The sequence below is a fragment of the Kitasatospora sp. NPDC088548 genome (assembly GCF_044753005.1).
Classification (GTDB): domain Bacteria; phylum Actinomycetota; class Actinomycetes; order Streptomycetales; family Streptomycetaceae; genus Kitasatospora.
The window spans coordinates 262618-286655 of the sequence record NZ_JBIVMI010000003.1; the positions used below are offsets into that span (position 1 = coordinate 262618).

Sequence of the window (24038 nt, forward strand, 5' to 3'; positions counted from 1 at the left end):
ATCTAGGTTTAACACACCCCCCCCAAACCCCCCCCCCCCGTTGCCGGCGGGGGGGGGGGGCCCCCGGGGCCGGCCCCCCCCCCCGGGGGGGGGCGGGGCCCCCCGGCCCCGGCCGCGAACCGACTGATCCAGAAGGCGTCAGACGGCTCCGAACAGCCGACCGCCGGGCGCCGCCGGGTCGTTGGACATGAAGAACTCACGCGCGGCCCGGACGAACTCGGAACGGGAGATCCGTCCGTCGCCGTCCGTGTCCAGGGCCGCGAACGCCTGGGCGGTGTCGGGCGCCGGAACACCCCAGACGTTCCCCAGGAACCGGGCGAACTCGCTCTTGTCGATCTCGTTGTCGCCATTGACGTCGATGACGTCGAACAGCACATTGCTCAGGCCGTCGACCGAGTCGAAGCGGCTGTTGTCGAGGATCGAGGCGCGGGCCGCCGCGATGTACTCGTCCTTGGAGATCCGCTGGTCGCCGTTGGCGTCCGCGTGGCGGGCGAGCTCCTGCCAGAACATGGCGTACCCGGCGTGGAGGGCCGTGGCCCGGCGGTCACCGCGGTCCAGCCGGTACTCGGTCAGGAGCCGGTCGACGAGCTGCTGGAAGTCGCTCCACTCGACGTACCCGTTGTGGTCGGTGTCGAGGGCATTGAAAATCTTCTCGATCTTGAGAGTGATGATGTCAGGAGCCGTAGTGGCCATTTCTTCTTCCTTTTCGGAAGGAGTGGGGGACGGCGAGCATGGCGCATTCGCCGAACGCGACGCTAGCAGTGGACGAACTGACCGGTCGTGCGACGAATACCCGTGCTGCTGCGGTCAGGTGAACGGGTTGCTCCACCCGGGCGGACCGCCGGTCGTGCGTGCATGACAGGGGCGGGGATCCGGCGGTCCTGCGGTGGCCGGTGCGGGCCCGCCGGCCGCCGTGACGAACAGAGTTCACGCTCCCGCCACCCCGATGCCGCCCTGCGGCTATCGGTCGAGCCGCAGGTGATGGATGGATATGCGCCAGCACCGCATTGCCGTCAGCCGTCGACCCGCAGGAGAACCATGAACACCGGCCCCACCCCCGCACCGTTGTCGCGGCGTCGTCGCCCGGGCCGCGGGCTGCTCGCCGCCGCGGCGGCCGGCGCGCTCGCACTGGGTGGCCTGGCGGGGCTCGCCGCCCCGGCCGGTGCGGCCACCGCGCCCGCCGCGGGTGCGGCCCTGCGGGCCCAGCCCGGCGACCTGCTGGACGTGAGCCTGGACCAGCTGCGCCCCACCCAGTCCTCGATCGGCTACGACGAGGTCTACTACAAGCTCGGCCGCTACACCTCGCCCAAGGACGAGCTGAACGGGTCCGTCAACAAGCGCTTCAACGACTGGTGCGAGACCAACGGTCAGGGCGAGGCCGTGACGGTGCGGCCGGGCGCCCGGCTCGCCGACCCGTCGACCTTCACCTGCGCCCTCGCGCCGGGCCAGGAGACCGCCGCCAGCCGCGCCGGGATGAAGACCGTCGTGGTGGGACCGGGCGGCGCGCTCTACCTGACCGACGGTCACCACACCCTGACCTCCTTCCTGGAGGCCCCGGACGGCGGTCCGCAGCTGCACATCCGCCTGATCGTCCGGGCCGACTTCAGCGACCTGTCGCCGGCCGCCTTCTGGCAGGCCATGCGGGCCCGCGACTGGGTCCGCCTGGTCGACGAGAGGAACCAGCCGCTCACCGTCGAGCAGTTGCCGCAGCACCTGGGTCTGGCGTACTTCCACGACGACCCGTACCGCAGCCTCGTCTACTTCACCCGCGACATCGGCTACTCGGTGCCGGACGACGCGGCCGAGTACCTGGAGTTCCTCTGGGGCGACTGGCTGCGGGGCCAGGGCATCGGCCTGCCCGGCTCCTACGACCCGGCCGACTCCGCCTCCTACCTGGCGGCGGTCCGAACGGCCTCCCAGGCCATGTCGGCCGCGCCCGGGGACACCGTGATAGCCGAGGGCCGCACCGCCGACCAGCTGGGCCGGCTGACCCCGTGGAACGCCGGAAAGAAGCCCACCGGCGGCGAGTTCGGCAAGCTGAGCGCGCCGATCACCGATGCCAAGCCCGGCAAGCTCGCCTACGCCCTGGACTTCCGCGCCAAGGTCGCGACCGGCCCGGCCTGCACCAGCACCGTCACCGGCCGCCACACCGGCCCGCTCGTGGTCGGCACCGGCACCACCTGCCTGACCGACGCCCAGCAGACCGGCCCGGTCGTGGTCCGCGCCGGGGCGAGCCTGGTCGTCACGGGATCGGACCTCACCGGTCCGGTCCAGGCGGTGGGCGCCGGCACGGTGCGGTTCTGCGGCACCACCCTGACCGGCCCGCTGAGCGTGGTGAACACCCGTGACCAGCTGACCCTGGCCGGTCCGGGCTGCACTCCGAACACCCTGAACGGCCCGCTCCAGCTGGTCGGCAACCCGGCCTCCTGAGCCCGGCGGCCCGGCGGCCCGGCCGCGGCACCGCCTGCCGGCCGCTCCCCACCCGGGGAGCGGCCGGCAGCCGTCACTGATGGTCGCCCGCCCGCAGCTCGGTGGCGATCTGGCGCCGACCGGAGACGAGGGCCTCGGCGAGCACGCCGACGGACCTCATCGCCCCGCCGACGCCATGTCAAGGTGGTTCCGCGAACCTGGCCCGTCCGCCGGTCGGTACTGCCCGTAAGGGCAGAGCCGCGAACCCTGCGGCCGGCAGCGGTACTCGGCGCCGCCGACCGGCGGAATCCGGTCAGATTCCGGATTCGCGGGCGGCCCGCCCGGGTGCGCCGGTAACCTCGCGGCGGGTGCTCGCCGGCGGCCCGACCGGTCGAACGGGGGGTGTTCTTGGACGGGATCCGCGGGCGGTTCGCGCACCTGCCGAGGCAGGTCGATCCGCTGCTGGCCGACCGCATCACCGAGGCCGTCCTCCTCTCCGGCCTGCCGGTCGCCTTCGGCGGCCAGGGCCCCGGGGTGCACCTGTGCCCCGCGGATCCGCTCGACGATGACGACCGGTGCGACGGGCTGATAGCCCTCCACTGGCGGTCCTCCCGCCGGCTGTCCGACGCGGCAGCCATGGAACGGCCCCAGCAGCCGGCCTTCGCGGCCCGGCAGACCGTCACCGCGAGCATGGAGACCGCGCTCGCCGAGTTCCTCCCGGCCTTCGGCCTCGACGCCCGCCGGGACCGTCTCGGCTGGGAACTGCGGGTCGGCGGTACGCGCGGCAGCGGGGTGCACGTTCCGCCGGATGTCCTGGTGCGGCGTCCGCCCGGGCGGACACCGGCCGAACTCGGGCTGGGCCCCGAGGCCGTCGGGGCCGTCCGGCGCAGCGCCGCTCTCGCCGGGCTGCCCGTCGCCGGCCACCTCGGCGCTCCCGGTGTCACGCTCGGACCGTGCCCTCCCTCCGGCGACGAGGACGACACCGCCGGTGTCGTGGACCTCGGCTGGAACCCGGCCCGCCGGCTCTCCGATCTCGCCGACAGCCGTTCCCCCGCCGCCGGGTCGGCGACGGCTGCCCGGTCCGCCGTCCACGCGGCGATGAGCCACGCCCTCGGCACGGTCCTCGGCGTCTGTGGGACGGACCTGGGGTGGGTCCGGCCCCAGGGCCGGGAGAGACGGCTGCGGGCCTACGGCGCGTCCGCCGCCCCCGCGATCCGGCGCTGACCCGCCCACCCGCCGACCCGCCGGCGAACCGGACATCCACGATCAGCCGCAGCGGAGGCCTGGAGAACGCCCAGCCCGCCCGACCAAGGAGTGCGGCATGAGGATCACCAAGCGCGCCCCGTGGCCGGTCTACGGCGTGCTGGTGCTCTTCCTGGGACTGCTCGCGGCCGACCAGCACCGCCTGGGCGAGCCGGTGCTGCCGGCGGTGGCGATCTACCTGACGGTCTGCCTCCCGCCGGCCCCGCTCACCTGGTGGGCATCACACCGAGGACGCGACTGACCCGGGGCGGCCGTTGCTGACCTCGTCGGCCGACTCCGGCCCCCCGCACGGGAATCGTCCTGCCGATCAGGGTTTCGTGTGGGCGGAAGCGCGTTGGGCAAGGGCCGCCCGCGCAGCGGGAGTTCGGCCGGTGGGAGTGCGGGGCCCGCGCAGCGGGAGTTCCGGTGGCCGGCGCCTTGGCTAATCTACCCAGGTGACCACCGACCTGACCCTGCTGCCGCGTGTCGCCTATCGCGGACAGGAGGTCACCGCGCCCCGGCTCCGTGCCCTCCTCGCGCTGCTCGCGGGCGACTTGCGCACGGGCTGCGGCACCGAGCGGCTGGTGGCGGGGCTGTGGCCGGACGCGTTGCCGGAGCGGCCGGGAAAGGCGCTGCAGGTCCTCGTCTCCAGGGCCCGGGCGCAGCTGGGCGCCGGCGTCATCGTCAGCACGCCGACCGGATACCGGCTCACCCTCGGCGAGGACCAGGTCGACAGCTCCGCCCTGCTGCTGCACGCCGCCGCGAGCGCGGACCGGGCCAGGGCCGGGGACCACGCGGGGTCGCTGGCCGCGGCCGATGCCGGGCTCGCGCTGTGGAAGGGCACCCCCGACGCGGCCGGCGACACCGGCCCCATAGCCGCGTTGCGCACGGAGCGCGCCCCCGTCCGTGGCACGCTCGTACGCGCGCAGGCGCTCGCGCTCGCCCGGCTGGGGCGGCACGCGGAGGCGGCCGGGCCACTGGCCGTCGCCGCCTCGGCGCATCCGCGCGACGAGGAGGTGCTCGCCGAGCTGCTGCGCGGCGAGGCGGCGACGGCGGGCCCGTCCGCCGCGCTGACGCGGTACGAGGCGTACCGCCGTGAGCTGCGCGACGGACTCGGCACGGATCCGGGCGCCGGGCTCAAGGCCGTACAGCGGGAGCTGCTGCGCGGCGAGGCGCCCGTGGTCAGGCACGGCGTGCCGCACGAGCCGAACCCGCTGCTCGGGCGGGACGAGGACATCGCGGCGGTGGAACGGCTGCTGCGCGCCTCCCGCGCCGTCACCGTCGTCGGCCCCGGCGGCCTCGGCAAGACCCGGCTCGCGCACGCCGTCAGCCGCCGGGCCGAGCAGCGCGTGGTGTATTTCGTGCCGCTCGCCGGCGTCACCGCGGACGAGGACGTGGCCGCGGAGGTGGCCTCCGCGCTCGGCGCGGGCGAGGGGCGGCCCGGCGCGGTGAGCGGCCACGCCTCGGCCGACCCGGTGTCCGGCATCCTCGGCGTGCTCGGCTCCGGGCCCGCGCTGCTGGTGCTGGACAACTGCGAGCAGGTCGTCCGGGGCGCCGCCGACCTCGTACAGGCCCTGGTCTCGTCCTCGAAGGACCTGCGGGTGCTCGCCACCAGCCGGGCCCCGCTGGGCCTCACATCGGAGGCGGTGTACGCACTGCCGGAGCTCGGTCTCGACACCTCGGTCGAGCTGTTCACCCAGCGGGCCCGGGCCGCCCGGCCCGGCGTGGGGCTGCCGCCGGACGCGGTGGCCGAGCTGTGCCGCCACCTCGACGGGCTGCCGCTCGCCGTGGAGCTGGCCGCGGCGCGGGTGCGGGTGCTGTCGGTGCCGGAGATCGCCCGCCGTCTCGGCGACCGGTTCGCGCTGCTGCGGGGCGGGGCGCGGGACATGCCGGAGCGCCACCGCACGCTGCACGCGGTCGTGGAGTGGAGCTGGAACCTGCTCGCCGAGGACGCCCGGGCGGCGCTGCGCACGCTTTCCGTCTTCCCCGGCGGCTTCCTGGGCGAAGCGGCGGAGCAGGTGCTCGGCGAGGACGCGCCGGCTCTCCTGGAGCAGTTGGCCGATCAGTCGCTGCTCACCGTCGCCGACACCCCGGCCGGCGTGCGGTTCGGGATGCTGGAGACCGTACGGGAGTTCAGCGCCGCCCGGCGCACGGCGGCGGGCGAGGAGGACGAGGCCGTCGGCCGGCTCCTCGCCTGGGCACGGGACTTCGGGGTCGCGTACCACGACGCGCTCTTCGCCTCGGAGTCGACGGCCGCCTGGGAGCGGATCAAGGCCGAGCAGGACAACCTCGTGCCGGCCCTGCGGCACGCCCTGGCCCGTACCGACGGCCCCAGCATCGCCGCCCTCACCGCCGTGCTCGCCGCTCTGTGGTCCACCGACTCCAGCTTTCCCCGCCTCGCCGCCCTCGCCGCGGAGACCGGCCCGCCGCTGTCGCACTACCACCCCGGGCCCGAACACGTCGAAGTCGCCCGAACCGCCGCGGTGTTGTGCGCGGCGAGCCTGTTCATGGGCCACGGCCCGCGCGCCGTACGCCAGCTCGTCACCCTCCGGAGGCTGCCCCCGGCCCCGCCGGACACGCTGCTGCGCGCCACCGCGTTCGTGCTGAGCGCGGTCCCCGGAATGCTGCCTCCCGACTACGACGTGCTGCGCGAGCTCTGCGACAGCGAGCAGCCGCTGGTCGCCGGCGTCGCCGAGTGCATCGCCTCCTACGTCTGGGAGCACGAGCACGAGATCGACCGCGCGCTCGCCTCGGCCCGCCGGACGGTCGTCGCACTGGCACCGGTCGACAATCCTTCCGTGCGGCTCATGGTGCATTCCCGGCTGAGCGAGCTGTGCTTGCGGACGGGGCAGGGGGAGGAAGCGTACGAGCACCTCAAGGCGTCGCTCCGGGTGCTGCCGCGGCTCGGCGACGGCCACGACCACATCGGCATCCGCTCGCTCCTCGTCCTCGCCTGCCTGCAGCGCGACGACCCCGACGAGGCCGAGCACTGGCTGCGGCAGACGGAGAGCGACGACACCCCGCAGCGGGACGCCTTCTACCGGCCCGACCTCGGCGGGCGCGCCGAGATCGCGCTCGCCCGCGGACTGACGGAGACCGGGCTCGGCCTGTGGCGCGGCGCCGTGGAGCGCATGCTCGCGGCCGGTTCGACGCACGGCGACGACGCCCGGCTAGACCCGTGGGCGCTTCAGATCCAGTCGGCGTCGGTGACGGCGCACGCGCACGCCGGCCGTATCGCGCTGGTCGCGGAGCCGGTCGACCGGCTGCGGCAGCGGCTGCGGACGCTGCTCTCCGGCCCGTCCCGCCTGCGCATGGAGCTCCCGGTGTTCGGGACGGTGCTGCACGCGCTCGGCCTGGCGGGGCTCGCGTCCGGCGACGCCGGTACCGTACGGATGATCGCGCTGGCCGAACGGCTGCTGGTGCTGCGCGACTTCCAGCCGACGATGTCGGCGGACCGCGCCCGGAGGGCGGCCGAGGACGCCGACCGGGCGGCGTACGCCGACGCGCTGTCGGAGTACGCCGCCCTGGGGCGGGACGAGCTGCGGGAGGCAGCCCGCGCGCTCATTTCGGGTCGCGGTTGAACAACGCCGTCGACCAGCGGTAGCCGAGCGCGGACAGGCCGACGCACCAGAGGACCGCGATCCACCAGTTGTCGCCGATCCCGGTGCCGAGCAGCAGGCCGCGCAGGGTCTCGATGGCCGGCGTGAACGGCTGGTACTCGGCGATCGGCTGGAACCAGCCGGGCATCGTGTCGGCCGGGATGAAGGCACTCGAGATGAGCGGGAGGAGGATCAGCGGCATCGCACTGTTGCCGGCCGCCTCGGCGTTCGGGCTGGCCATGCCGATCCCGACCGCGATCCAGGTGAGCGCCAGGGCGAACAGCGCGAGCAGCCCGAACGCCGCCAGCCAGTCCAGGGCCGTGGCGTGCGTGGACCTGAAACCGATGGCCACGGCGACGGCACCGACGAGGACCAGGCTGGCGAGCACCTGCAGCACGCTGCCGACGACGTGCCCGATGATCACGGAGCCGCGGTGGATCGCCATCGTGCGGAAGCGGGCGATGAGGCCCTCGGCCATGTCGGTGGAGACGGACACCGCGGCCCCGATCACGGTGCTGCCGATGGTCATCATCAGGATGCCCGGGACGATGTAGGCGATGTACTCGGAGCGGTCGGCGCCGCCGCCACCGATACCCGCGCTCATCACGTCTCCGAAGATGTAGACGAAGAGCAGCAGCAGCATGACCGGCGTGAGCAGCAGGTTCAGGGTGAGGGACGGGTAGCGCCGCGCGTGCAGCAGGTTGCGGCGCAGCATCGTGGTCGAGTCGCGGACGGCGAGGGAGAGGGCGCTCATCGGACGGTCTCCTGGGGCTGGTCGGGGGCGTCGGTGCCGCTGGTCAGGGCGAAGAACACGTCGTCGAGGTCAGGGGTGTGCACGGTCAGCTCGTCCGCCTCGACGCCGGCCGAGTCCAGCCGGTCGAGGATGGAGCGCAGTTCGCGCTGGCTGCCGTCGCCGGGGATCTGCAGTGACAGCGCCTCGTCGTCCCTGGTGACCTCGCGCAGGGCGACGGCGGCGGACCGGTACGCGGACGGGTCGGAGAACCGCAGCCGCACGTGCCCGCCCGGGACGAGCCGCTTCAGCTCGTCGGCGCTCCCCTCGGCGGCGATCCTGCCGTCGCTCAGCACCGCGATGCGGTCGGCGAGTTCGTCGGCCTCGTCCAGGTACTGGGTGGTGAGGAAGACGGTGACGCCGCCGGAGACCAGCTCGCGGATGATCCCCCACATGTTGTGGCGGCTGCGCGGGTCGAGGCCGGTGGTCGGTTCGTCGAGGAAGATGATCCGCGGGTCGCCGACCAGCGTCATGGCGATGTCGAGGCGGCGCTTCATGCCGCCGGAGTAGGTGGAGACGGGCTTCCTGGCCGCCTCCACCAGGTCGAGGCGCCCGAGGAGCTCGGCGGCGGTGCGGCGGCCCTCGCGGCGCGAGAGGTGGTGCAGGTCCGCCATGAGGAGCATGTTCTCCTCGCCGGTGATCAGGCCGTCGACGGCGGAGAACTGCCCGGTGACGCCGATCGCGGCCCGCACGGCCTGCGGGTCGGCGGCCAGGTCGTGGCCGCCGACGTGCAGGTCGCCGGCGTCGGCGGTGACGAGGGTGGAGAGGATCTTGACGGCGGTGGTCTTGCCGGCGCCGTTCGGGCCGAGCAGGGAGAAGACCGTGCCGGCCGGCACCGCCAGGTCGATGCCGTCGAGGACCGTCTTGTCCCCGTAGGCCTTGCGCAGCCCCTTGGCCGCGATGGCGAGTGAGTGCGATGTCGCTGTCGTCATGCCGCAGAGCTTGCGGCAGGGCGCATTCAGCGCGGTTTCACGATGGTTTCAGCGTCCTGGAACCGGACGGCGGCCCGGTGTTGAACACCGGGCCGCCGTCCGTGCGTGGAGTTGGGGTCAGCGCTCCGGGGCGCCGCTGTCGTACTCGCTGGTTCCCGCGTCCAGCAGCGGGGACTGCTGCTGCTGTTTCATGTGGGCGGGGGCCATCAGGCGCAGCAGGTGGTAGCCGATCAGCACGACCAGGGTGCCCAGGGCGATGCCGCTGAGCGAGAAGTTGTCGGTGAACTTCAGGGACACGTTGCCGATGCCGATGATGACACCGGCCGCCACCGGGACGAGGTGCAGCGGATTGGTCAGGTCCACCCGGTTGTGCACCCAGATCTGGGCGCCGAGGAGGCCGATCATGCCGTACAGGACGACGGTGATCCCGCCGAGCACGCCGCCCGGGATCGCGGCGATCACCGCGCCGAACTTCGGGCAGAGACCGAAGAGGATCGCGAACCCGGCGGCGCACCAGTACGCGGCGGTGGAGTAGACCCGGGTCGCGGCCATCACACCGATGTTCTCGGCGTAGGTGGTGGTGGCCGGGCCGCCGACGCTGGTGGAGATCATGGTGGCGGCGCCGTCCGCCATGATCGCCGCGCCCATCCGGTCGTCCAGCGGGTCACCCGTCATCTCGCCCACGGCCTTGACGTGTCCGGCGTTCTCGGCGATCAGCGCGACCACGACGGGCAGCGCGACCAGCACGGCGGAGGCGGAGAAGCTCGGGGCGTGCAGGCTGGGCAGGCCGAGCCACTCGGCCTTGCCCACGCCGGAGAGGTCGAGCCGCCAGTGGTCCGTCACCACTCCGGCCCCGTTGGCGGCGTGGATCTGCCCGAAGACCCGGTCGAGGACCCAGGAGATCGCGTACCCGAAGACCAGGCCGAGGAAGATCGCGATCCGTGACCAGAAGCCGCGCAGCACCACCAGGGCGAGGCCGGTGAACACCATGGTGAGCAGTGCGGTCCACTGGTCCTGCGGCCAGTACGTCCCGGCGGTGACCGGTGCCAGGTTGAAGCCGATCAGCATCACCACGGCACCGGTCACGACCGGCGGCAGCACGGCGTGGATCACCCGCGCGCCCGCCGCCCGGACCGCCGCGCCACAGGCCACGAGCACCGCCCCGACCACCAGCATGGCGCCCGTCAGTGTCGCGGCGTCACCACCCTGGGCCTTGATCACCGCGGCCACGCCGACGAAGGAGAGGCTGCTGCCGAGGTAGCTGGGGATGCGCCCGCCGGTGACCAGCAGGAAGAAGATGGTCGCGACCCCGGAGACCATCACGGCCAGGTTGGGATCAAGCCCCATCAGGACCGGCGCCACGAAGGTCGCACCGAACATCGCCACCACGTGCTGAGCGCCGAGCCCGACGGTGCGCCCCCAGCTCAGCCGCTCGTCCGGCTTGACGACCGCACCGGGCGCGGGGCTCCTTCCGTCGCCGTGCAGCTTCCAGCCGAAGCCCGCCATGGGTCACTCTCCTCGTCGGCAATGCCCATGTGGGCAGATCGGGCCATCAGCCGATCACACGACGTGCGCCGATGCAAAATCTCCGCCACCGGACGAGTGGACACACCCCGGCCACGCCCCGGCGCGCGGGGGCGTCGTGTTCCCGCTCGACGACGGTATTCCCGTGGCGGGCGGCTCGCCGGGCGGTGTCAGACGACGGTGAGCAGCGTTCCCTCGTACGCCAGCCACTGCGCGAACGCGTGCAGTCCCTTCGCGTATCCCGTGGCCGGTGTCCACGCGGGCGGGCGGGGGTTGGTCGCGAACTCGGTTCGGGGGGAGGGCGGTCCGGGTGGAGATGGCTCGGCCCGCACCGGTACGGGCCGGACGGCCGCGTGCACGGCGTGCGCCAACTCGCCGATCGTGGTGGGTTTTTCGGCCGCGACGGTCAGGGTGTGGGCCGTAGGGCGGGTGCGGAGCACCGCCAGGATGGCATCGGCCAGGTCGTCCGTGTACACGGGGTGCGTCTCGGCGTCGGGGCTCCCCTGGACGGTCACCGGCCGGCTGCGCAGGGCGTCCCACACCATGCGCCCGATGAGGGTGTCCCGGGAGCAGCCGGGGCCGTACACCTCGCCGACGGCCAGGGTGTACGGCCGTGGGTCGTCGGGCAGTTGGATCCTCAGCTCCCGGGCCGGGGCTCCCTCGCGCAGGCCGGTCAGGTCGAGGACGGCGTCGGGTGCCCCGTCGCCGGTCAGGTCGGTCAGCCTCCCCACGAGGTGCTCGCCGAGCGGTGTGGCGCCGCCGCGTACGGTGAGGCCGGCGGGCCGCCGGGGCCGGCGGGGGGCCGGCCGGTCGGCGGCCTCGTGCCCGGCGGTCAGCGCCCGGCGGGCCACGGCGGCCAGGGCCTCGCGGCGTTCGGCGATCCGTTCCTCGGTGCTGGCGTTGCTGATGCCGCCCGGCCCGATCGTCGCGATCGCCTCCGCGTGCGCCGCGGTTCGTTCGGCCGGTCCGGTGGCGTCGACGTCCAGGCCGAGGCGGGCGGCCTCGTGACCCATGGCGAGGGCCGTGAGCCAGGTCCCCCGGACGTCGGACGCGTCGGACTCCGGCCCGGGCGGCGTGAACAGCGAGCGGGGCAGCTCCAGACCGCGCAGGTACTGTTCGCAGTCCATGTGCAGCCAGCGCTCGGGGCCCGGTCCGGTGACCCGCACCGCGCAGCGCGCGACGCCGTACTTGAAGAACGGCAGGACCGTCAGGCCGGTCAGCCGGCGCTCCTCGTCGCCGGGCCGGTCGCCGGGCAGGAAGCCGACCGAGCGGCGCGGCCCCCGGAAGGCGTTGCCCGAGATCGAGCCGCGGTCCTGGTGTTCGGCGAGGTTGGGGACGGAGACGTAGCGGGGGACACCGCTGTCGTTCAGATAACGGTGCATCAGAATGTCGTCGGGCCAGCCGCCGAGGCGCTCGCGGCCGTAGCGGACGAATCCTTCGGCGACGGACCGGGGCAGTACGATCGCGACGCACGGGAAGTACTCGTTGACCGCGCCGACCCAGCGGGCGCCTGCCATGGCGCCGAAGCGGACCGCGGCCCCGTTGCGGGAGTCCCACAGGGCGAACAGCGCCAGCGCCGCGTCCGGCATCGCGTCGATGGCGAGGTTGACCCGTTCGAAGAACGATTCGGACAACAGCATGTCGTCCTGGACCACCAGTTGGTGGGTGGCGCCGTCCTCGATGGCCTCCCAGGCGGCGAGGGCCGTGCGCAGGACCGACGGAGTGCCGGTCGGGTCCGGGTCCATGACGACGCGCAGCGCGCCCGGAGGCGCGGTCAGGGCCATCTGCTCGGCGGCCCGCCGGCGCTTGGGGTGGGTCATGACCACACCGCTGAGCTGATGGCGTGTCACGTGGTTTCCCTCTTTCTGATGGGGTGTGGGGGACTTGGTGGCACTCGTGTCGTAATCGGCTACTGCGGGTGCCATCGATTCCGGACAGTACGGATAGAGCCGGAGGCTGGCAAGAGTGCCGAATTCGCACTGGTGTCACGGTTGGTGTCCCAAGGATGCTGGATGGGCACGCCACCTTCCGTGTGAAGCATGTGGCTGTGTTTGAGCGCGTATTCGAGAGTTCACCGTCTTCACGGAGGGAACCCCCTATGTCCGCTGAATCGCACACGCCGTTGAACGAGGCCGGGAGCGACGACGGTGAGAGCGTCGAGTCCCGGTTGGAGAAGCTCCGCGATGCTCGCGTCGTCGTGACGGGAGGCGGGGGCCTGGTCGGCAGCCGGCTCACCGCCTTGCTGTGCCGGGCCGGTGCCGACGTGGTCGTCCTGGACCGGATGGACGCCTACCCCGAGAACGGCCACACCATATTCGGGATCGAGAAGTCCGGGGCCAGGCTCGTCGTCGGCGACATCTGTGACCGCGAGGTGGTCGCCGGCCTGCTCCGGGATGCCGACTTCGTGGTCCACGCCGCCGCCTACGCGGACGTGGCCGCCTGCACCCGGAACCCCGACATCGCCTTCCGGGCCAATGTGCAGGGCACCCAGGTCGTCCTGGAGGAGCTGGCCCGGACGGGGGTGCGCCGGCTGGTGCTGGTCTCCTCCGCGTCCGTGTACGGCGACGGCCCCACCGACTCGCCCGGCCCGCACATGTTCCACGAGGATCAGGCGCTGTTCCCGCTGTCGGTGTACGCGAACGGCAAGTTGTGGGCGGAGCACCAGACCCGGCTGATGCTCGGGGCGTCGTCGGGGGCCGAGTACGCGATCGTGCGCTACTTCTCCGTCTACGGCGATCCGCAGATCCCGAAGCCGGGCAGCCACTCCTGGATGGTTCCCTGGCTGTCCCTGCAGGCCAAGCTCGGCCGCCCGATGCGCCTGAACGGGGGTGGCGTCCAGGTGCGCGACATGGTCCACGTCCAGGACGTGGCCGAGGCGACGGCGCTCGCGCTCGTCGAGGAGGGGATGGCGGGCCGGACGGTGAACGTGGGGACCGGGCGTCCGACGGCGATCCGGGACGTCGCGGACCTGCTGATGCCCTACTTCCCCGAGGCGCGGCGGATCGTCACCCCGCGCCCCGAGGGCGATCCGCTCGGGGGGTACGCCTCCACGGAGCGGGCCCGGGAACTGCTGCGCTGGCAGGCCCGGATCGACGTCGCGGAGGGCGTCGACCGCTATGTGCGCTGGCTGGAGAAGACGCCCGAAGCGGTGCCGCGCTGGCTCAGCGAGGACGGCGCGTGACAGTCTGTGCCCCCGTGACCGCCCGGCGTCGGGCGCACGTCGGAGGGGGTGGTACGAGCATGGGCTATGTCGGATCGTACGTCTGGTCGCTGCGTCAGAAGGTGGGCGACCGGCGGCTGTTGGTTCCGGGTGCCCAGGTCCTGCTGATCGACGAGGCGGGCCGGGGGCTGTTCCAGCAGCGGGTGGACAACGGTGTGTGGGAGCTTCCCGCGGGAGCCTGCGAGGAGGACGGGGGCTTCGCCGACGCCGCCGTCCGGGAGGTGGCGGAGGAGACCGGGCTGCGGGTCGGGAAGGACGACCTGGTCGCCTTCGGCTCGCTGTCCGATCCGGCCGTGCACACCGTGACCTACCCGAACGGGGACGTCAACCACTGCTTCGCGCTGTGCTTCGTGGCCCGGAACTGGTCGGGGGAGCTCTCCCCGGGGGCGGACGAGGTGCGCCGGGCGGAGTTCCGGCCCCTCGACGACCCGCCGGCGCCGCTGCACCCGCCCACGCGGGTCGTGCTGGAGATGTACCGCGCGTTTCTCACGGACGGGAGGTTCCGGGCAAGGTGAGCGAGGAGCAATCGATCCGCGTCGCGGTGCCGTGCCGGGCGTGTTTGTCGGGGGAGGACCTGGACTGGCTGGGCGACGGCCGCTCGGTCAGCCTCGCCCTCGACCTGCGGACCACGGTCGAGGTCGTGCCCGGCGGACCGTCCGGGGCGGAGCAGCCGGTGGAGGCCGACTGGTCGGCGCAGGTGTGGACGTTCCTGGGCGAGCGGCTCCCCGGCGCGGCCGGCCCGGCGCCGGCCGTGCGGGTGAGCAGCGAGGCGCCCTCCGCGAGCGGGCTGTCCTCGTCCACGGCGCTGATCGTGGCGCTGTTCCGGGCGTACGCCGAGGCGGCCGGGGCACCGGACGGCGTGCCGGTGCCGGACGCCTCGATCGTCCAGTGGGCGTACGAGTTCGAGTTCGCCCGGTTCAACGGCGGGGGCATGGACCACCTCGCCGTCGCCGAGGGCGGTGCGCTGCTGATCGACGGCCGGGAGCGCGGCCTGCCGGTGGTCCGGGAACGGCTGGAGTTCCCGGAGGACTGGCGGGTGGTCGTGGTGGATTCGGGCACCCGGAAGAACACCGCCGACCACATCCGCACGGTGCGGGCGCAGCTGGCGGCCGGCGATCCGGCCCTGGCGGCGTACCGGGCCGAGGCCGACCGGGCGTCGGGCGCCGCATGGGCGGCGCTGCGCCGGCGCGACCACCAGGCGCTGGGGGAGGCGATGACCCGGGCGCACGGGGCGATGCGCGACTTCCAGGGCATGTCGACCCCGGTCCTGGAGGAGCTGCGGACGCTGGCGCTGCGCGCCGCCGGCCTGCCGTTGAAGCTCAGCGGGGCCGGCGGCGGCGGTTCGCTGGTGGGTGTGTGCCCCGCGGCCGACACGCCCGGGGTGGTGGCGCGGCTGGCCGACGCGCTGCGCGGCCCGTTCCCCGGGGCACGGGTGATCCCCACCCGGGCGGCTCCGGGGAGCCGGAGTGCCCGGGCGGGGACCAGGGTCGGCGTCAGCGCCGGGTGACGGTCACAGGAACGGGTCGTAGTCCTCTCCCGGGGGGACTGCGCCCGTTCCTTCCGCTATTCGCTCCAGTTCCAGGTTGGACCGGTGCCGCGCGCAGTGGAAGCGGCAGTCCCGGCTCGGGTCGACGATGCCGCGGTCCGACGTCTTCCAGATGTCGGGCAGGCTGTCGGTGACGGCGTCGCCGATCCGGGCCAGCGGGTTGCCCCGGTGGTAGGAGCAGATGTACACCCCGGACGGGGTGATCAGGGTGCGCAGCTCGGCGACCCGGCAGTGGTGGTACTCCTTGGGCTGGACCGGCCCGGTGTGCCGGCGTAGCGAGGTGAGCGTGGAGGAGTTGATGAGCTGGAAGGTGTCGCTCTCCAGCCGGGCGGCCTCGGCGAGCTGACTGTCGACCGATGCGAGGAGGTCCTGGGAGACCTGGATGACGTGGTGCTCATCGTCGAACATCGCCTTGGTCTCGAAGTAGTCGCAGCCGATGTCGTGGGCGAGCTCGGCTGCTTGCAGGACCTCCGTGTGGTTGCTGACGACCCGGCCGTCCGGCTCCTGGCGGGTCATGACGAGGAAGGAGTAGCCGAGGGCGCCGGTCTTCGCCTCGGCGAGCAGCCGCATGTTCGCGACGACCTTGTCGAAGACGCTGCGGCCCTTTCGGTCGGGGCGGAAGAGGCCGTACGTTCCGGCGGTGCCGGCGTCCATGGAGACGCGGACCCAGGAGGCGTAGCGGGCGAGTTCGTCGAGGTTCTTGTCGATCATGGTGCCGTTGGTGACGACCCCGACGGCCAGGCCGGCCTCGCCGAGGATGCGCAGGACCTTACGGGTGCCCCGGTGGGCGAGCGGTTCGCCGCCCCCGATGAGCACCACGGCCCGGACGGACATGGAGACCAGTTCCTCCGCGAGCGCGGCCAGCCGCTCGGGGGTGAAGCGGCCCTGGTTGAGCAGCTTTCCGCTGATGCACTCGGGGCAGGCCAGATCGCAGAAGGTCGTCGGATCGAGATCCACGACGAGCGGGGCGTCCGACGCGGCTCCTTCGGCCGCTTGCAGGACGCGGGGCCAGCCTGATGGCTGGTACAGCTTGGAGACGAGATCGAGACGGTCGTGCGTCACGGAGTCCTCCTGTGGACGTGAACGGGGTGCGACCGGGGGAGCCGGGTTTTCGGTGTGCGGGGTCAGCCCTTGACGGCGCCGGCGGCCAGGCCGGAGGCGATCCGGCGCTGGATGATGAGGAAGAAGACCACGACGGGCAGGGCGGTGAGTGTGGCACCCGCCATGAGACCGCCGTAGTCGGTGCCTCGGCTGGTCGTGAAGGAGACCAGCCAGATGCTGACGGTCTGCTTCTCGGGAGTGGACAACAGGATGTAGACGAGGACGTATTCGTTCCAGGCCTGGACGAGCGCGAAGACCGAGGTGGCGACGATGCCGGGTGCGAGCAGTGGCAGCACCACCCGGCGGAACGCGCCGAGGCGGCCGCAGCCGTCGACCATGGCCGCCTCCTCCAGCTCCACGGGTACCCCGTTGATGAATCCGCGCAGCATCCACACCGTGAACGGCAGGGTGAACACCAGATAGGTGAGGATCACCCCGGTGAGGCTGTCGGTCAGCCCGGCGTCGTTCAGCAGCAGGTACAGCGGGATGATCAGGGCCGTCAGCGGCACCATCTGGACGATGAGGATCACCACGACGAAGGTCTTGCGGCCCGTGAAGCGGAAGCGGGCGAGGGCGAACGCGGCGAGCGTGCCGACGACCAGCGACACCACGACGGTGCCGAGGCCGATGATGACGCTGGAGCGGACGTTGGCCCAGAAGGTCTCCGAGCCCAGGGCCCGGGCGAAGTTGTCCAACGAGGGCCGGCCCGGCCAGAACTTCGGCGGAAGGCTCAGGATCTCGTTGGCCGGCCGGAACGCGGTGAGCACCATCCAGTAGACGGGGAAGCCGATCACCGCGGCGACGAGCAGCCCGAGGAGGTCGTGGCCCAGCGACCGTCGTCGTCTCATTCGAGCTCTCCCGTCCTGAGCATCTGACGCAGGTAGACGACCGATCCGGCGAGCAGCAGCACGACGGTCACGAGCGCGATCGCGGCCCCGGTGCTGTACCGGTTCACCGCGAAGGACTCGATGAAGGAGTAGACGCCCAGCAGGTAGTACTCCCGCTCGGGCTGGCCGCCGCGCATGAGCCAGATCTGGTTGAAGACACCGAAGTTCCAGATCGCGTTCAGCGTGGTGACCATGAGGAGGACCGGTCTTATCACCGGGAGGGTGACGTGCCGGAAGACCTGGAACGGCCGGGCACCGTCCAGCACCGCGGACTCCTCCAGTTCGTGCGGGACCTGCGCCAGCGCGGCCCGCAGGGTGATGGCGGCGAACGGCAGTGAACCCCACACCACGACGGCGACGATGATGGTGAACCCCTGCCAGGGGTCGATGAACCAGTTGTGGTGGATCATGTCGACCCCCGGCAGTTCGGAGAGCACCCAGTTCGTGACGCCGTAGTCGGTGTCGAAGAGCCAGCGGAAGATCGACGCCGCGACCATCGCGGGCATCGCCCACACGGTGACCAGCACACCGGAGATGACGGCGCGCACCCAGGGGGAGACCCGGTGCATCAGCTGCGCCGTGAACAGCCCGCAGAGCACGGTGAGCACGACGGTCACCGCGGTGAAGAGCACCGTGCGGCCCACCACGGTCCAGAAGAAGCCGTCACCGAGGATCTTCTTGAACTGGTCCAGTCCGGCCCACGGCGGTGTGGCGCCGCTGAAGAGCTGTTCGCGGGTCATGTCCTGGAAGGCGAGCACGACCATGTCCACGAGCGGGTAGCCGAGCACGAGGACCATCGCGAGGACGGTGGGACCGATCAGCAGGTACGGCAGCAGCTTCGGACGCCGCCGCCGGCCCCGGTCAGCGCTCATTGATCACTTCGTTGATCCGCTGGTCCGCCTCACGGGTGGCGTCCTGCACGGACTGCTTGCCGTTGGCGATGCGCTCCAGCATCTCGGGCAGGATGTTGGACTTCTCCACCGACGTCCAGCCGGGCGCGAACGGGGTCATCCAGCCTCCGGTCGCGGCGGCCTGGGCCGCCGGGCCGTTGATGCCGCCGCCGGCGACCTCGGCCAGCTGAGTGGTGTTGTTGGGCAGGGTGTTCACCTCGATCAGGGTCTTCTGCGACTCCCGGTCGGTGAACATCTTGATCCAGTCGGCGGCCAGGTCCTTGCGGGTCGACTTGGCCGGCACCGCCAGGGTGGATCCGCCGAGGAACGGCGGCAGGAGCTTGCCGGACGGGCCGGGGAAGGGGAAGGTGCCGAACTTGTCCTTCAGCTTCGGGTCCCCGCCGGAGCGTTCGTCGGCGGCGGCGTCGGCCTCCCAGGTGTTGCCGTAGAAGACGCCCACGCGGCCCTGCCCGATGACGGCCGGCTGGTCGCTGTTGTCCTTGGCGCGGTCACCGACGTAGTACGTGTCGATCAGCCGCTTCCACTCGGTGAGCCCGGCCACCGACTGCGGCGAGGACAGCGAGCTCTTCCACTTGTCGCCGTCCTTCACGGCGATCTCGCCACCCGCGTCCTTCACGAAGGCCATGGCCGCGTACCAGTAGCGGCCGGGCATGTAGAGCGCCGAGTAGTTGGGGTCCCCGGCGCTGTAGGTGCCCTTCAGCTTGTCCAGCGCGGAGAGCAGTTCGGGGTAGGTCTTCGGGGCGCCGGCGACACCCGCGCCGGAGAACTGGTCGGTGCGGTAGATCGCGACCCGGGCTCCGACGTAGTACGGCACGCAGTACGTCTTGCCGTCGGCACGACAGGCGTCGGCGAGCGCCGGCAGCCAGGCGTCCGACTGGTCGAAGCGCGCCGGGTCGACGGCGGCGAAGGCGCCGTTGACGATGTAGTTGGTGGTCTCGCTGTTGCCCATCTCGACCACGTCGGGAACGTTCTTCCCGGCGAGGACGGCGTCCAGCTTCTGGTTCTTCGTCGTCCACTGCTGGTACTGGACGTCGACCTGGACCCCGGGGTGGGCCTTGGTGAACCGGTCGTTGGTGGACTGGACCAATTGCGGCCAACTCTCCTGCGCGTCCACGGCCAGCCACACCGTCAGTTTGCCGCCCGCCTCGGACCCGCTCCCCGACCCGGAACTGCATCCGGTGGCCGCGAGAGACAGGAGAAACGTGAGGACAAGGGGGCGGTAGGACATGCGAATGGCCATGAGGTCTCCAAGTTCACTATGGGGGCAACCTCCTGACTACCCGTCTGATCACTCCGCGTCGCAGAGGCGCGAACATTCGGCCGGAAGATGACGTTCAGTGTCCCGCAGAGGGCCCAACGCTTGACTCCTCCGGGGCGGTACCCGCAGGTTAGGCCTCTGCACCCACGTGATCCCGATATGAAGGGCTTGTTACGTGACCGAGCAGATGACGACTTCGTCCGACGAGACTCCCGACGCCTCCGCCCGGCCGCTCCGGGTCAACGCCTGGAACGGCTGGGACCCGCTGCGCCACGTGATCGTCGGGCGGGCCGAGGGCACCGTGGTCCAGGCTCCCGAGCACGCGGTGCGCCGGGACTACCCCGAGGACGGCTTCCCCCTGGGCACCTACGGCCCGATGCCCGAGGACATGGTCGCCGAGGCCGAGGAGCAACTCGACGACTTCGCCGAGATGCTGCGCCGCCGCGGCATCAGGGTGGACCGCCCCACCCCCGTCGACTTCACCCAGCAGGTCAGCACGCCCGACTGGACGCAGGACTCCATGTTCGGCTGCATGCCGCCCCGGGACCTGCTGCTGACCGTCGGCAACGAGGTCCTGGAAGCGACCATGTCCTACCGCAGCCGCTGGCACGAGTACCTGTGCTACCGGCCCGTTCTGCAGGGCCTGTTCGACGCCGACGAGAACATGCGCTGGGAGGCCGCACCGAAGCCGCGGCTCACCGACGCTTCCTTCAACACCAAGTTCTGGGACACCTACAACGACCTGCCGACCGAGGAGCAGCTGGCCCGGGTCCGCGACTACGACCTGGTGCTGACCGAGGCCGAGCCGCTGTTCGACGCGGCCGACGTCGCCCGCTTCGGCAAGGACCTCTTCGTCCAGCTGTCCTTCGTCACCAACCGCAGCGGCTACCAGTGGCTCAAGCGCCACTTCCCCGACCACCGGGTGCACGCGGTCACCTCCACCAACACCCACCCGCTGCACATCGACGCGACCTGGGTGCCGCTGCGCCCCGGGCTCGTGCTGCACTGCGGCGAGCGGCTCGCGGACGCCGAGCTGATGGAGTTCTTCCGGCTCAACGACTGGGAGATCATCGAGGCGGTGCAGCCCGCGAGCTGGGACCACCCGCCGAAGCTGTCGTTCTGCAGCCCGTGGCTCGCAGGCAACATGCTGAACCTCGACGAGAACACCCTGTGCATCGAGGAGAAGGAGGTCCGGCTCTCGGAGCAGCTGTCCTCGTACGGATTCGAGATCGTCCCGGTGCCGTTCCGGGCGGTCGGGCCGTTCGGCGGCGGGCTGCACTGCGCGACCGTCGACATCGAACGGGACGGCGACCTGCAGGACTACTTCCCGCGCCGGCACGGCCGGTACTGAGGCCGGGCCCGTGCCGTATGTGCTGCCACCGGAGGTCCGTGCCGTCGTCTTCGACTTCTACGGGACGCTGGTGCGGATGGTCGAGCCGCTGCCGCCCGACCACCGCGCGATCTTCGACCGCCGGGGCCTGGCCGCCCAGGGCGCCCGCTGGGGCGACCAGTGGGCGGTGGGCCCCGGCGAGGGCGAGGAGCATGCGGTCCACTCCGCCGCGGAGAACGACTACCACCGCTGGGAGTTGGACCGGCTTCGGCGCAGGGCTCTCGACTGCGGGGTGCCGGAACACGAGCTGGACGGCCTGGTCGAGGAGATCGACCGCGCCATGAAGGCCCTCCGGCTGGAGCTCTTCGAGGACGCCCGCCCCGTCCTCGAAGAGCTCCGCGCGCAGGGGCTGCTGGTCGGCGTCTGTTCCAACTGGTTCTGGAACCTGGAGGATTGCGTGGAGGACGTCGGCCTCGGTGGGTCGGTCGACATCGTGGTGGGCTCCGCCCGGGCGGGCGCGCGCAAGCCGCACCCGCTGATCTACCGGACGCTGCTGGAGCGGTGCCGACTGCCGCCCGAACACGTGCTGTTCGTCGGGGACATGTGGGCGCCGGACGTGCTCGGCCCGCTCTCGGCCGGGATGCGGTCCGTCCACCTGTGCCGGCCGGACCCGGCGGTGCTCGGATCCGAGCCGCCCCTGCCGGACGGGGCGGCCCGGATCCGCGGGCTGGGGGAACTGCTCAGGCTCGTGACGAGCGGTGCCGCAGCCGGTCCAGGAGATTGCGGGTGACCTGGACGACACCGGCGTCCTGATCCTTCCCGCAGACCACCGGCCAGTCGGTGGTACCGGCGGAGAACACGGTGCCGCCGGCGGTGAAGACACCCATGGTCGCGGCCCGGGGGCTGGTGATGCCCGGCTCCCGGGCCGGGCCGTTCCAGTGGCCCCACTTGAAGTGGTGGAAGTCCTCGTGGACGGGTTCGAGGACGTGGATGCCGAGGATGAGGAAGGAGGTGGGAGTGCCGTCCTCGCCGCTGGCGCGGGCGACGCCGTGGTCGTCCCGGACGTAGGCGGCGCCGTCGCACTCGTACCCGATGAGCGGGGTGCCCGCGCCGAGCCGGTCGGGCTCACCGCCGTCGGAGCCGTCGCGCAGCCCGGTGCCGGCGAAGACCCAGTGGTCGGCGTGCTGCACGGTGTACCCCTCGCGCGGACGGTCCCCTGGCCATTCGGTGCCCGCCCACATGCCGCCGTTGCGGAAACTCACCCCGGTGAGGGAGTTCTCGGGGCGGCCCACGCCGTCGGGCGCCGCCGGCCACCACTGGTCGGTCGCGGGAAGGTGCGGGTACTCGTCCCCGACGTGGTGGTCGGTGTCCGAGACGAAGGCGGTGTTCCGGTCGGTCGGATGAATGCGCCACCAACACGTGTTGGCACTGAGGAAAGCAATGTTCCCGCCGTCCCGGACGAATCGCTCGGCATGGCTGCGCATCGCCTCGCTCCAGTACTCGTCATGGCCGACGCTGAGCAGCAGATCATACGAGGACAGTAGATCCGGATCCTCGTGCAGATCGAGATCCGTGCAGAATTCGACCGGATAGTCGTTGCGCTCCAGCCAGGCGATGAAAGGGGCGTCCCAGTAGGCGAGGTCGATGATTCCGCCGGGCCGGTGCAGGCTCACCTTGTGCCCGCGGGGATTGTCGTTCGGCAGGTACACGGGGTGGTCGTAGAGGCTGACGGCGCGCTCCGCGTCCGGCCGGTCGGAGCGGTTGTAGGCATGCCGGGTGAAGGTCGACTTCTTGTAGAGGATGCCGGACCGGCTGCCGGCCCGCCGGGGCCGCACGACGAAGAACTCGCGAGCGGGGCCCTCGATGCTCGCGGCGTCCAGGAGCGGCGGGTCGTCGCCGTCCTCGACGAACTGGACGAGGTGCATGCCGGGCGTCCAGTCCTCCGGCACGGGCACGGTGAGCGGCGGCCAGTTCCAGCCGTCGGCGGGCGAGGCCCGGCCGGGGACGCCGTCGGGGTGCGCGGGCGGCAGGTGGAGCGAACCGGGGCGCCGGCCGGTCTCCGCCACCAGGTCCAGCTCCGCTCCCAACCGGTAGAACCTCAGCCGGAACCGGGCGGCGTCGGTGGAGACGTGCACGGTCAGCTCCTCCCCGGCGGTGACGCTTTCCCGGCCGAGATATCCCTCTATCATTCCGCCTCCCAGCAGAGCGAACGGCCGGCGAATAGGTGTTCGGCCGCTTCGGCCCGCCATCGTAGGGGGTTCCGGGAATTCCGGGCAACGATGCCGCGAAACCGGTCATTCAAGGCCGCCTTTCGGACAGCGAACCGGATGGGGAGAGTCCTCTACCGCCGGGCCGGGTAGCTGGAATTCAGCCGAAGCCGACCGGCTACCGCAAATCCGTCACCTCCGGTCAAGAACGAGGCATTCGCATGAGCAATGAATTTCGAGTGAGGGAACTCGTCCTGGGAATCCAGGGCCTGGCGCTGCTGCGCCACGCCCTGGACGGCGAGGAGGAGTTCCTCAAGGCACGCGTCGAGGACATCCGGCGCTTCGTGTCGGGCGACGGGGAGCTGCCGGACGGGGGCACCGACGTCAGCGAACTCGACCTGGCCGAGGGCTACGCCTCCTGGTCGGCGGTGTACGACTCGCTGCCCAGCTCGTACATCGAGGTCGAGGAGCCCGTGCTGCACGGGATCCTCGACACCCTTCCCGCGGGCACCGCCCTGGACGCCGCCTGCGGTACCGGGCGGCAGACCGGCGCCCTGGTCTCCCGCGGGCACCGGACCATCGGCGTGGACCAGTCGCCCGAGATGCTGGCCAAGGCCCGTGAGCGCGTTCCGCAGGCCGAGTTCCGGGTCGGGCGCCTGGAGAGCCTGCCGCTGGAGGACGACTCGGTCGATCTCGCCGTCTGTTCGCTGGCCATGACCCACCTTCCGGACCTGGCGGCGGGCGTGGCGGAACTGGCCCGGGTGGTCCGTCCGGGTGGGCGGATCATCGTCTCGGACCTGCACCCGTTCGTCATCGCCCTCCAGGGGCAGTGCGTCTTCGTGCACGACTCCGAGCAGCTCGCGTTCGTCCGCAACCACGTCCATCTGCCCGGGCGGTACCTGGAGGCGTTCACGGGAGCCGGGCTGCGGGTGCGGGCCTGTCACGAGCCGCTCTTCAACGGCAGTCTCGCGCCCGGGGGTTACGAGGAGTTCATCGCGGACGCCGCCCGCGCGGCCTGGGACGGGCTGCCGATCGTCATCGTCTGGGACGTCGAAGTCCCCGCTTAGACCCACAAGAAGAGG

The 24038-nt window shown here is 71.9% G+C and carries 20 protein-coding genes; 10 read left to right on the forward strand and 10 right to left on the reverse strand.

Annotation, left to right across the window (positions count from 1 at the left end; genetic code table 11):
• Positions 1-138: 138 nt before the first annotated feature.
• The gene (locus tag ACIP82_RS06570) at positions 139-693 is read right to left on the reverse strand and encodes an EF-hand domain-containing protein (RefSeq protein ID WP_363608112.1); all 555 of its coding nucleotides are present in this window, start codon (positions 691-693) and stop codon (positions 139-141) included.
• Between the two features lie 345 nt (positions 694-1038).
• Between ACIP82_RS06570 and ACIP82_RS06575 the strand changes: the two genes are divergently transcribed.
• The 4 genes from ACIP82_RS06575 to ACIP82_RS06590 all read left to right on the forward strand — a co-directional run bounded on the left by ACIP82_RS06575 (position 1039) and on the right by ACIP82_RS06590 (position 7232).
• A complete protein-coding gene (locus tag ACIP82_RS06575) occupies positions 1039-2430 on the forward strand; it encodes a ParB/Srx family N-terminal domain-containing protein (protein ID WP_400651535.1) in 1392 nt (463 codons plus the stop codon).
• 387 nt (positions 2431-2817) lie between these two features.
• Positions 2818-3633, forward strand: coding sequence for a hypothetical protein (locus tag ACIP82_RS06580; protein WP_363608110.1), 816 nt, complete (start codon positions 2818-2820; stop codon positions 3631-3633).
• A gap of 97 nt (positions 3634-3730) precedes the next feature.
• A complete protein-coding gene (locus tag ACIP82_RS06585; protein ID WP_363608109.1) occupies positions 3731-3913 on the forward strand; it encodes a hypothetical protein in 183 nt (60 codons plus the stop codon).
• 193 nt (positions 3914-4106) lie between these two features.
• Complete coding sequence (locus ACIP82_RS06590) at positions 4107-7232, forward strand: AfsR/SARP family transcriptional regulator (protein ID WP_400651538.1); 3126 nt, start codon at positions 4107-4109, stop codon at positions 7230-7232.
• Here the strand turns inward: ACIP82_RS06590 and ACIP82_RS06595 are convergent.
• The 4 genes from ACIP82_RS06595 to ACIP82_RS06610 form a co-directional block, all read right to left on the reverse strand.
• Entirely contained in the window at positions 7213-8004 is a 792-nt protein-coding gene (locus ACIP82_RS06595; protein ID WP_363608107.1) for an ABC transporter permease, read from the reverse strand. The two genes, ACIP82_RS06590 and ACIP82_RS06595, sit on opposite strands and share 20 nt — an antisense overlap.
• The gene (locus tag ACIP82_RS06600) at positions 8001-8972 is read right to left on the reverse strand and encodes an ATP-binding cassette domain-containing protein (RefSeq protein WP_363608106.1); all 972 of its coding nucleotides are present in this window, start codon (positions 8970-8972) and stop codon (positions 8001-8003) included. The genes ACIP82_RS06595 and ACIP82_RS06600 overlap by 4 nt, the downstream gene beginning before the upstream one ends.
• Positions 8973-9089: 117 nt before the next feature.
• Positions 9090-10478 (reverse strand): uracil-xanthine permease family protein, encoded by a 1389-nt coding sequence (locus ACIP82_RS06605; RefSeq protein WP_400651541.1) that lies wholly within the window; start codon positions 10476-10478, stop codon positions 9090-9092.
• Positions 10479-10666: 188 nt separating this feature from the next.
• Positions 10667-12346 carry a hypothetical protein gene (locus ACIP82_RS06610; RefSeq protein ID WP_400651544.1) on the reverse strand — a complete coding sequence of 560 codons (1680 nt, stop codon included), beginning with the start codon at positions 12344-12346 and terminating at the stop codon, positions 10667-10669.
• Positions 12347-12594: 248 nt separating this feature from the next.
• On the opposite strand from ACIP82_RS06610, the gene ACIP82_RS06615 reads away from it, so the two are divergent.
• From ACIP82_RS06615 to ACIP82_RS06625, 3 genes are read left to right on the forward strand one after another with little or no spacing between them, the layout of a single operon-like run.
• Entirely contained in the window at positions 12595-13677 is a 1083-nt protein-coding gene (locus ACIP82_RS06615) for an NAD-dependent epimerase/dehydratase family protein (protein WP_400651546.1), read from the forward strand.
• A gap of 59 nt (positions 13678-13736) precedes the next feature.
• Positions 13737-14231 (forward strand): NUDIX domain-containing protein, encoded by a 495-nt coding sequence (locus tag ACIP82_RS06620; RefSeq protein ID WP_363606314.1) that lies wholly within the window; start codon positions 13737-13739, stop codon positions 14229-14231.
• Positions 14228-15223 carry a mevalonate kinase gene (locus tag ACIP82_RS06625; protein WP_400651548.1) on the forward strand — a complete coding sequence of 332 codons (996 nt, stop codon included), beginning with the start codon at positions 14228-14230 and terminating at the stop codon, positions 15221-15223. Before ACIP82_RS06620 ends, ACIP82_RS06625 begins: the two co-directional genes overlap by 4 nt.
• A gap of 3 nt (positions 15224-15226) precedes the next feature.
• On the opposite strand, the gene ACIP82_RS06630 is transcribed toward ACIP82_RS06625, so the two are convergent.
• The 4 genes from ACIP82_RS06630 to ACIP82_RS06645 all read right to left on the reverse strand — a co-directional run bounded on the left by ACIP82_RS06630 (position 15227) and on the right by ACIP82_RS06645 (position 19275).
• Complete coding sequence (locus tag ACIP82_RS06630) at positions 15227-16324, reverse strand: radical SAM protein (protein WP_363606312.1); 1098 nt, start codon at positions 16322-16324, stop codon at positions 15227-15229.
• Between the two features lie 62 nt (positions 16325-16386).
• Positions 16387-17211 (reverse strand): carbohydrate ABC transporter permease, encoded by an 825-nt coding sequence (locus tag ACIP82_RS06635; protein WP_400651552.1) that lies wholly within the window; start codon positions 17209-17211, stop codon positions 16387-16389.
• Entirely contained in the window at positions 17208-18122 is a 915-nt protein-coding gene (locus ACIP82_RS06640; protein WP_400651555.1) for a carbohydrate ABC transporter permease, read from the reverse strand. The genes ACIP82_RS06635 and ACIP82_RS06640 overlap by 4 nt, the downstream gene beginning before the upstream one ends.
• Positions 18112-19275: an extracellular solute-binding protein gene (locus ACIP82_RS06645; RefSeq protein WP_400651558.1), complete on the reverse strand. Its 1164-nt coding sequence runs from the start codon at positions 19273-19275 to the stop codon at positions 18112-18114. Before ACIP82_RS06645 ends, ACIP82_RS06640 begins: the two co-directional genes overlap by 11 nt.
• Positions 19276-19594: 319 nt before the next feature.
• On the opposite strand from ACIP82_RS06645, the gene ACIP82_RS06650 reads away from it, so the two are divergent.
• Both ACIP82_RS06650 and ACIP82_RS06655 read left to right on the forward strand, forming a co-directional pair.
• Positions 19595-20770 (forward strand): serine/threonine protein kinase, encoded by a 1176-nt coding sequence (locus ACIP82_RS06650; RefSeq protein ID WP_363606308.1) that lies wholly within the window; start codon positions 19595-19597, stop codon positions 20768-20770.
• A gap of 10 nt (positions 20771-20780) precedes the next feature.
• On the forward strand, positions 20781-21539 hold the full coding sequence (locus ACIP82_RS06655; RefSeq protein ID WP_400651561.1) for an HAD family hydrolase: 759 nt from the start codon (positions 20781-20783) through the stop codon (positions 21537-21539).
• Here the strand turns inward: ACIP82_RS06655 and ACIP82_RS06660 are convergent.
• The gene (locus ACIP82_RS06660) at positions 21490-22938 is read right to left on the reverse strand and encodes a N,N-dimethylformamidase beta subunit family domain-containing protein (protein WP_400651563.1); all 1449 of its coding nucleotides are present in this window, start codon (positions 22936-22938) and stop codon (positions 21490-21492) included. The two genes, ACIP82_RS06655 and ACIP82_RS06660, sit on opposite strands and share 50 nt — an antisense overlap.
• Positions 22939-23177: 239 nt before the next feature.
• Between ACIP82_RS06660 and ACIP82_RS06665 the strand changes: the two genes are divergently transcribed.
• Positions 23178-24023 carry a class I SAM-dependent methyltransferase gene (locus ACIP82_RS06665; protein WP_400651565.1) on the forward strand — a complete coding sequence of 282 codons (846 nt, stop codon included), beginning with the start codon at positions 23178-23180 and terminating at the stop codon, positions 24021-24023.
• Positions 24024-24038 lie beyond the last annotated feature (15 nt).

Bases quoted from the DNA above. Each gene is read 5' to 3' on its own strand.
- ACIP82_RS06570 (WP_363608112.1), bottom strand. From the start codon at position 693: ATGGCCACTACGGCTCCTGACATCATCACTCTCAAGATCGAGAAGATT.
- ACIP82_RS06575 (WP_400651535.1), top strand. From the start codon at position 1,039: ATGAACACCGGCCCCACCCCCGCACCGTTGTCGCGGCGTCGTCGCCCG.
- ACIP82_RS06585 (WP_363608109.1), top strand. From the start codon at position 3,731: ATGAGGATCACCAAGCGCGCCCCGTGGCCGGTCTACGGCGTGCTGGTG.
- ACIP82_RS06595 (WP_363608107.1), bottom strand. From the start codon at position 8,004: ATGAGCGCCCTCTCCCTCGCCGTCCGCGACTCGACCACGATGCTGCGC.
- ACIP82_RS06600 (WP_363608106.1), bottom strand. From the start codon at position 8,972: ATGACGACAGCGACATCGCACTCACTCGCCATCGCGGCCAAGGGGCTG.
- ACIP82_RS06605 (WP_400651541.1), bottom strand. From the start codon at position 10,478: ATGGCGGGCTTCGGCTGGAAGCTGCACGGCGACGGAAGGAGCCCCGCG.
- ACIP82_RS06615 (WP_400651546.1), top strand. From the start codon at position 12,595: ATGTCCGCTGAATCGCACACGCCGTTGAACGAGGCCGGGAGCGACGAC.
- ACIP82_RS06620 (WP_363606314.1), top strand. From the start codon at position 13,737: ATGGGCTATGTCGGATCGTACGTCTGGTCGCTGCGTCAGAAGGTGGGC.
- ACIP82_RS06635 (WP_400651552.1), bottom strand. From the start codon at position 17,211: ATGAGACGACGACGGTCGCTGGGCCACGACCTCCTCGGGCTGCTCGTC.
- ACIP82_RS06640 (WP_400651555.1), bottom strand. From the start codon at position 18,122: ATGAGCGCTGACCGGGGCCGGCGGCGGCGTCCGAAGCTGCTGCCGTAC.
- ACIP82_RS06660 (WP_400651563.1), bottom strand. From the start codon at position 22,938: ATGATAGAGGGATATCTCGGCCGGGAAAGCGTCACCGCCGGGGAGGAG.
- ACIP82_RS06665 (WP_400651565.1), top strand. From the start codon at position 23,178: ATGAGCAATGAATTTCGAGTGAGGGAACTCGTCCTGGGAATCCAGGGC.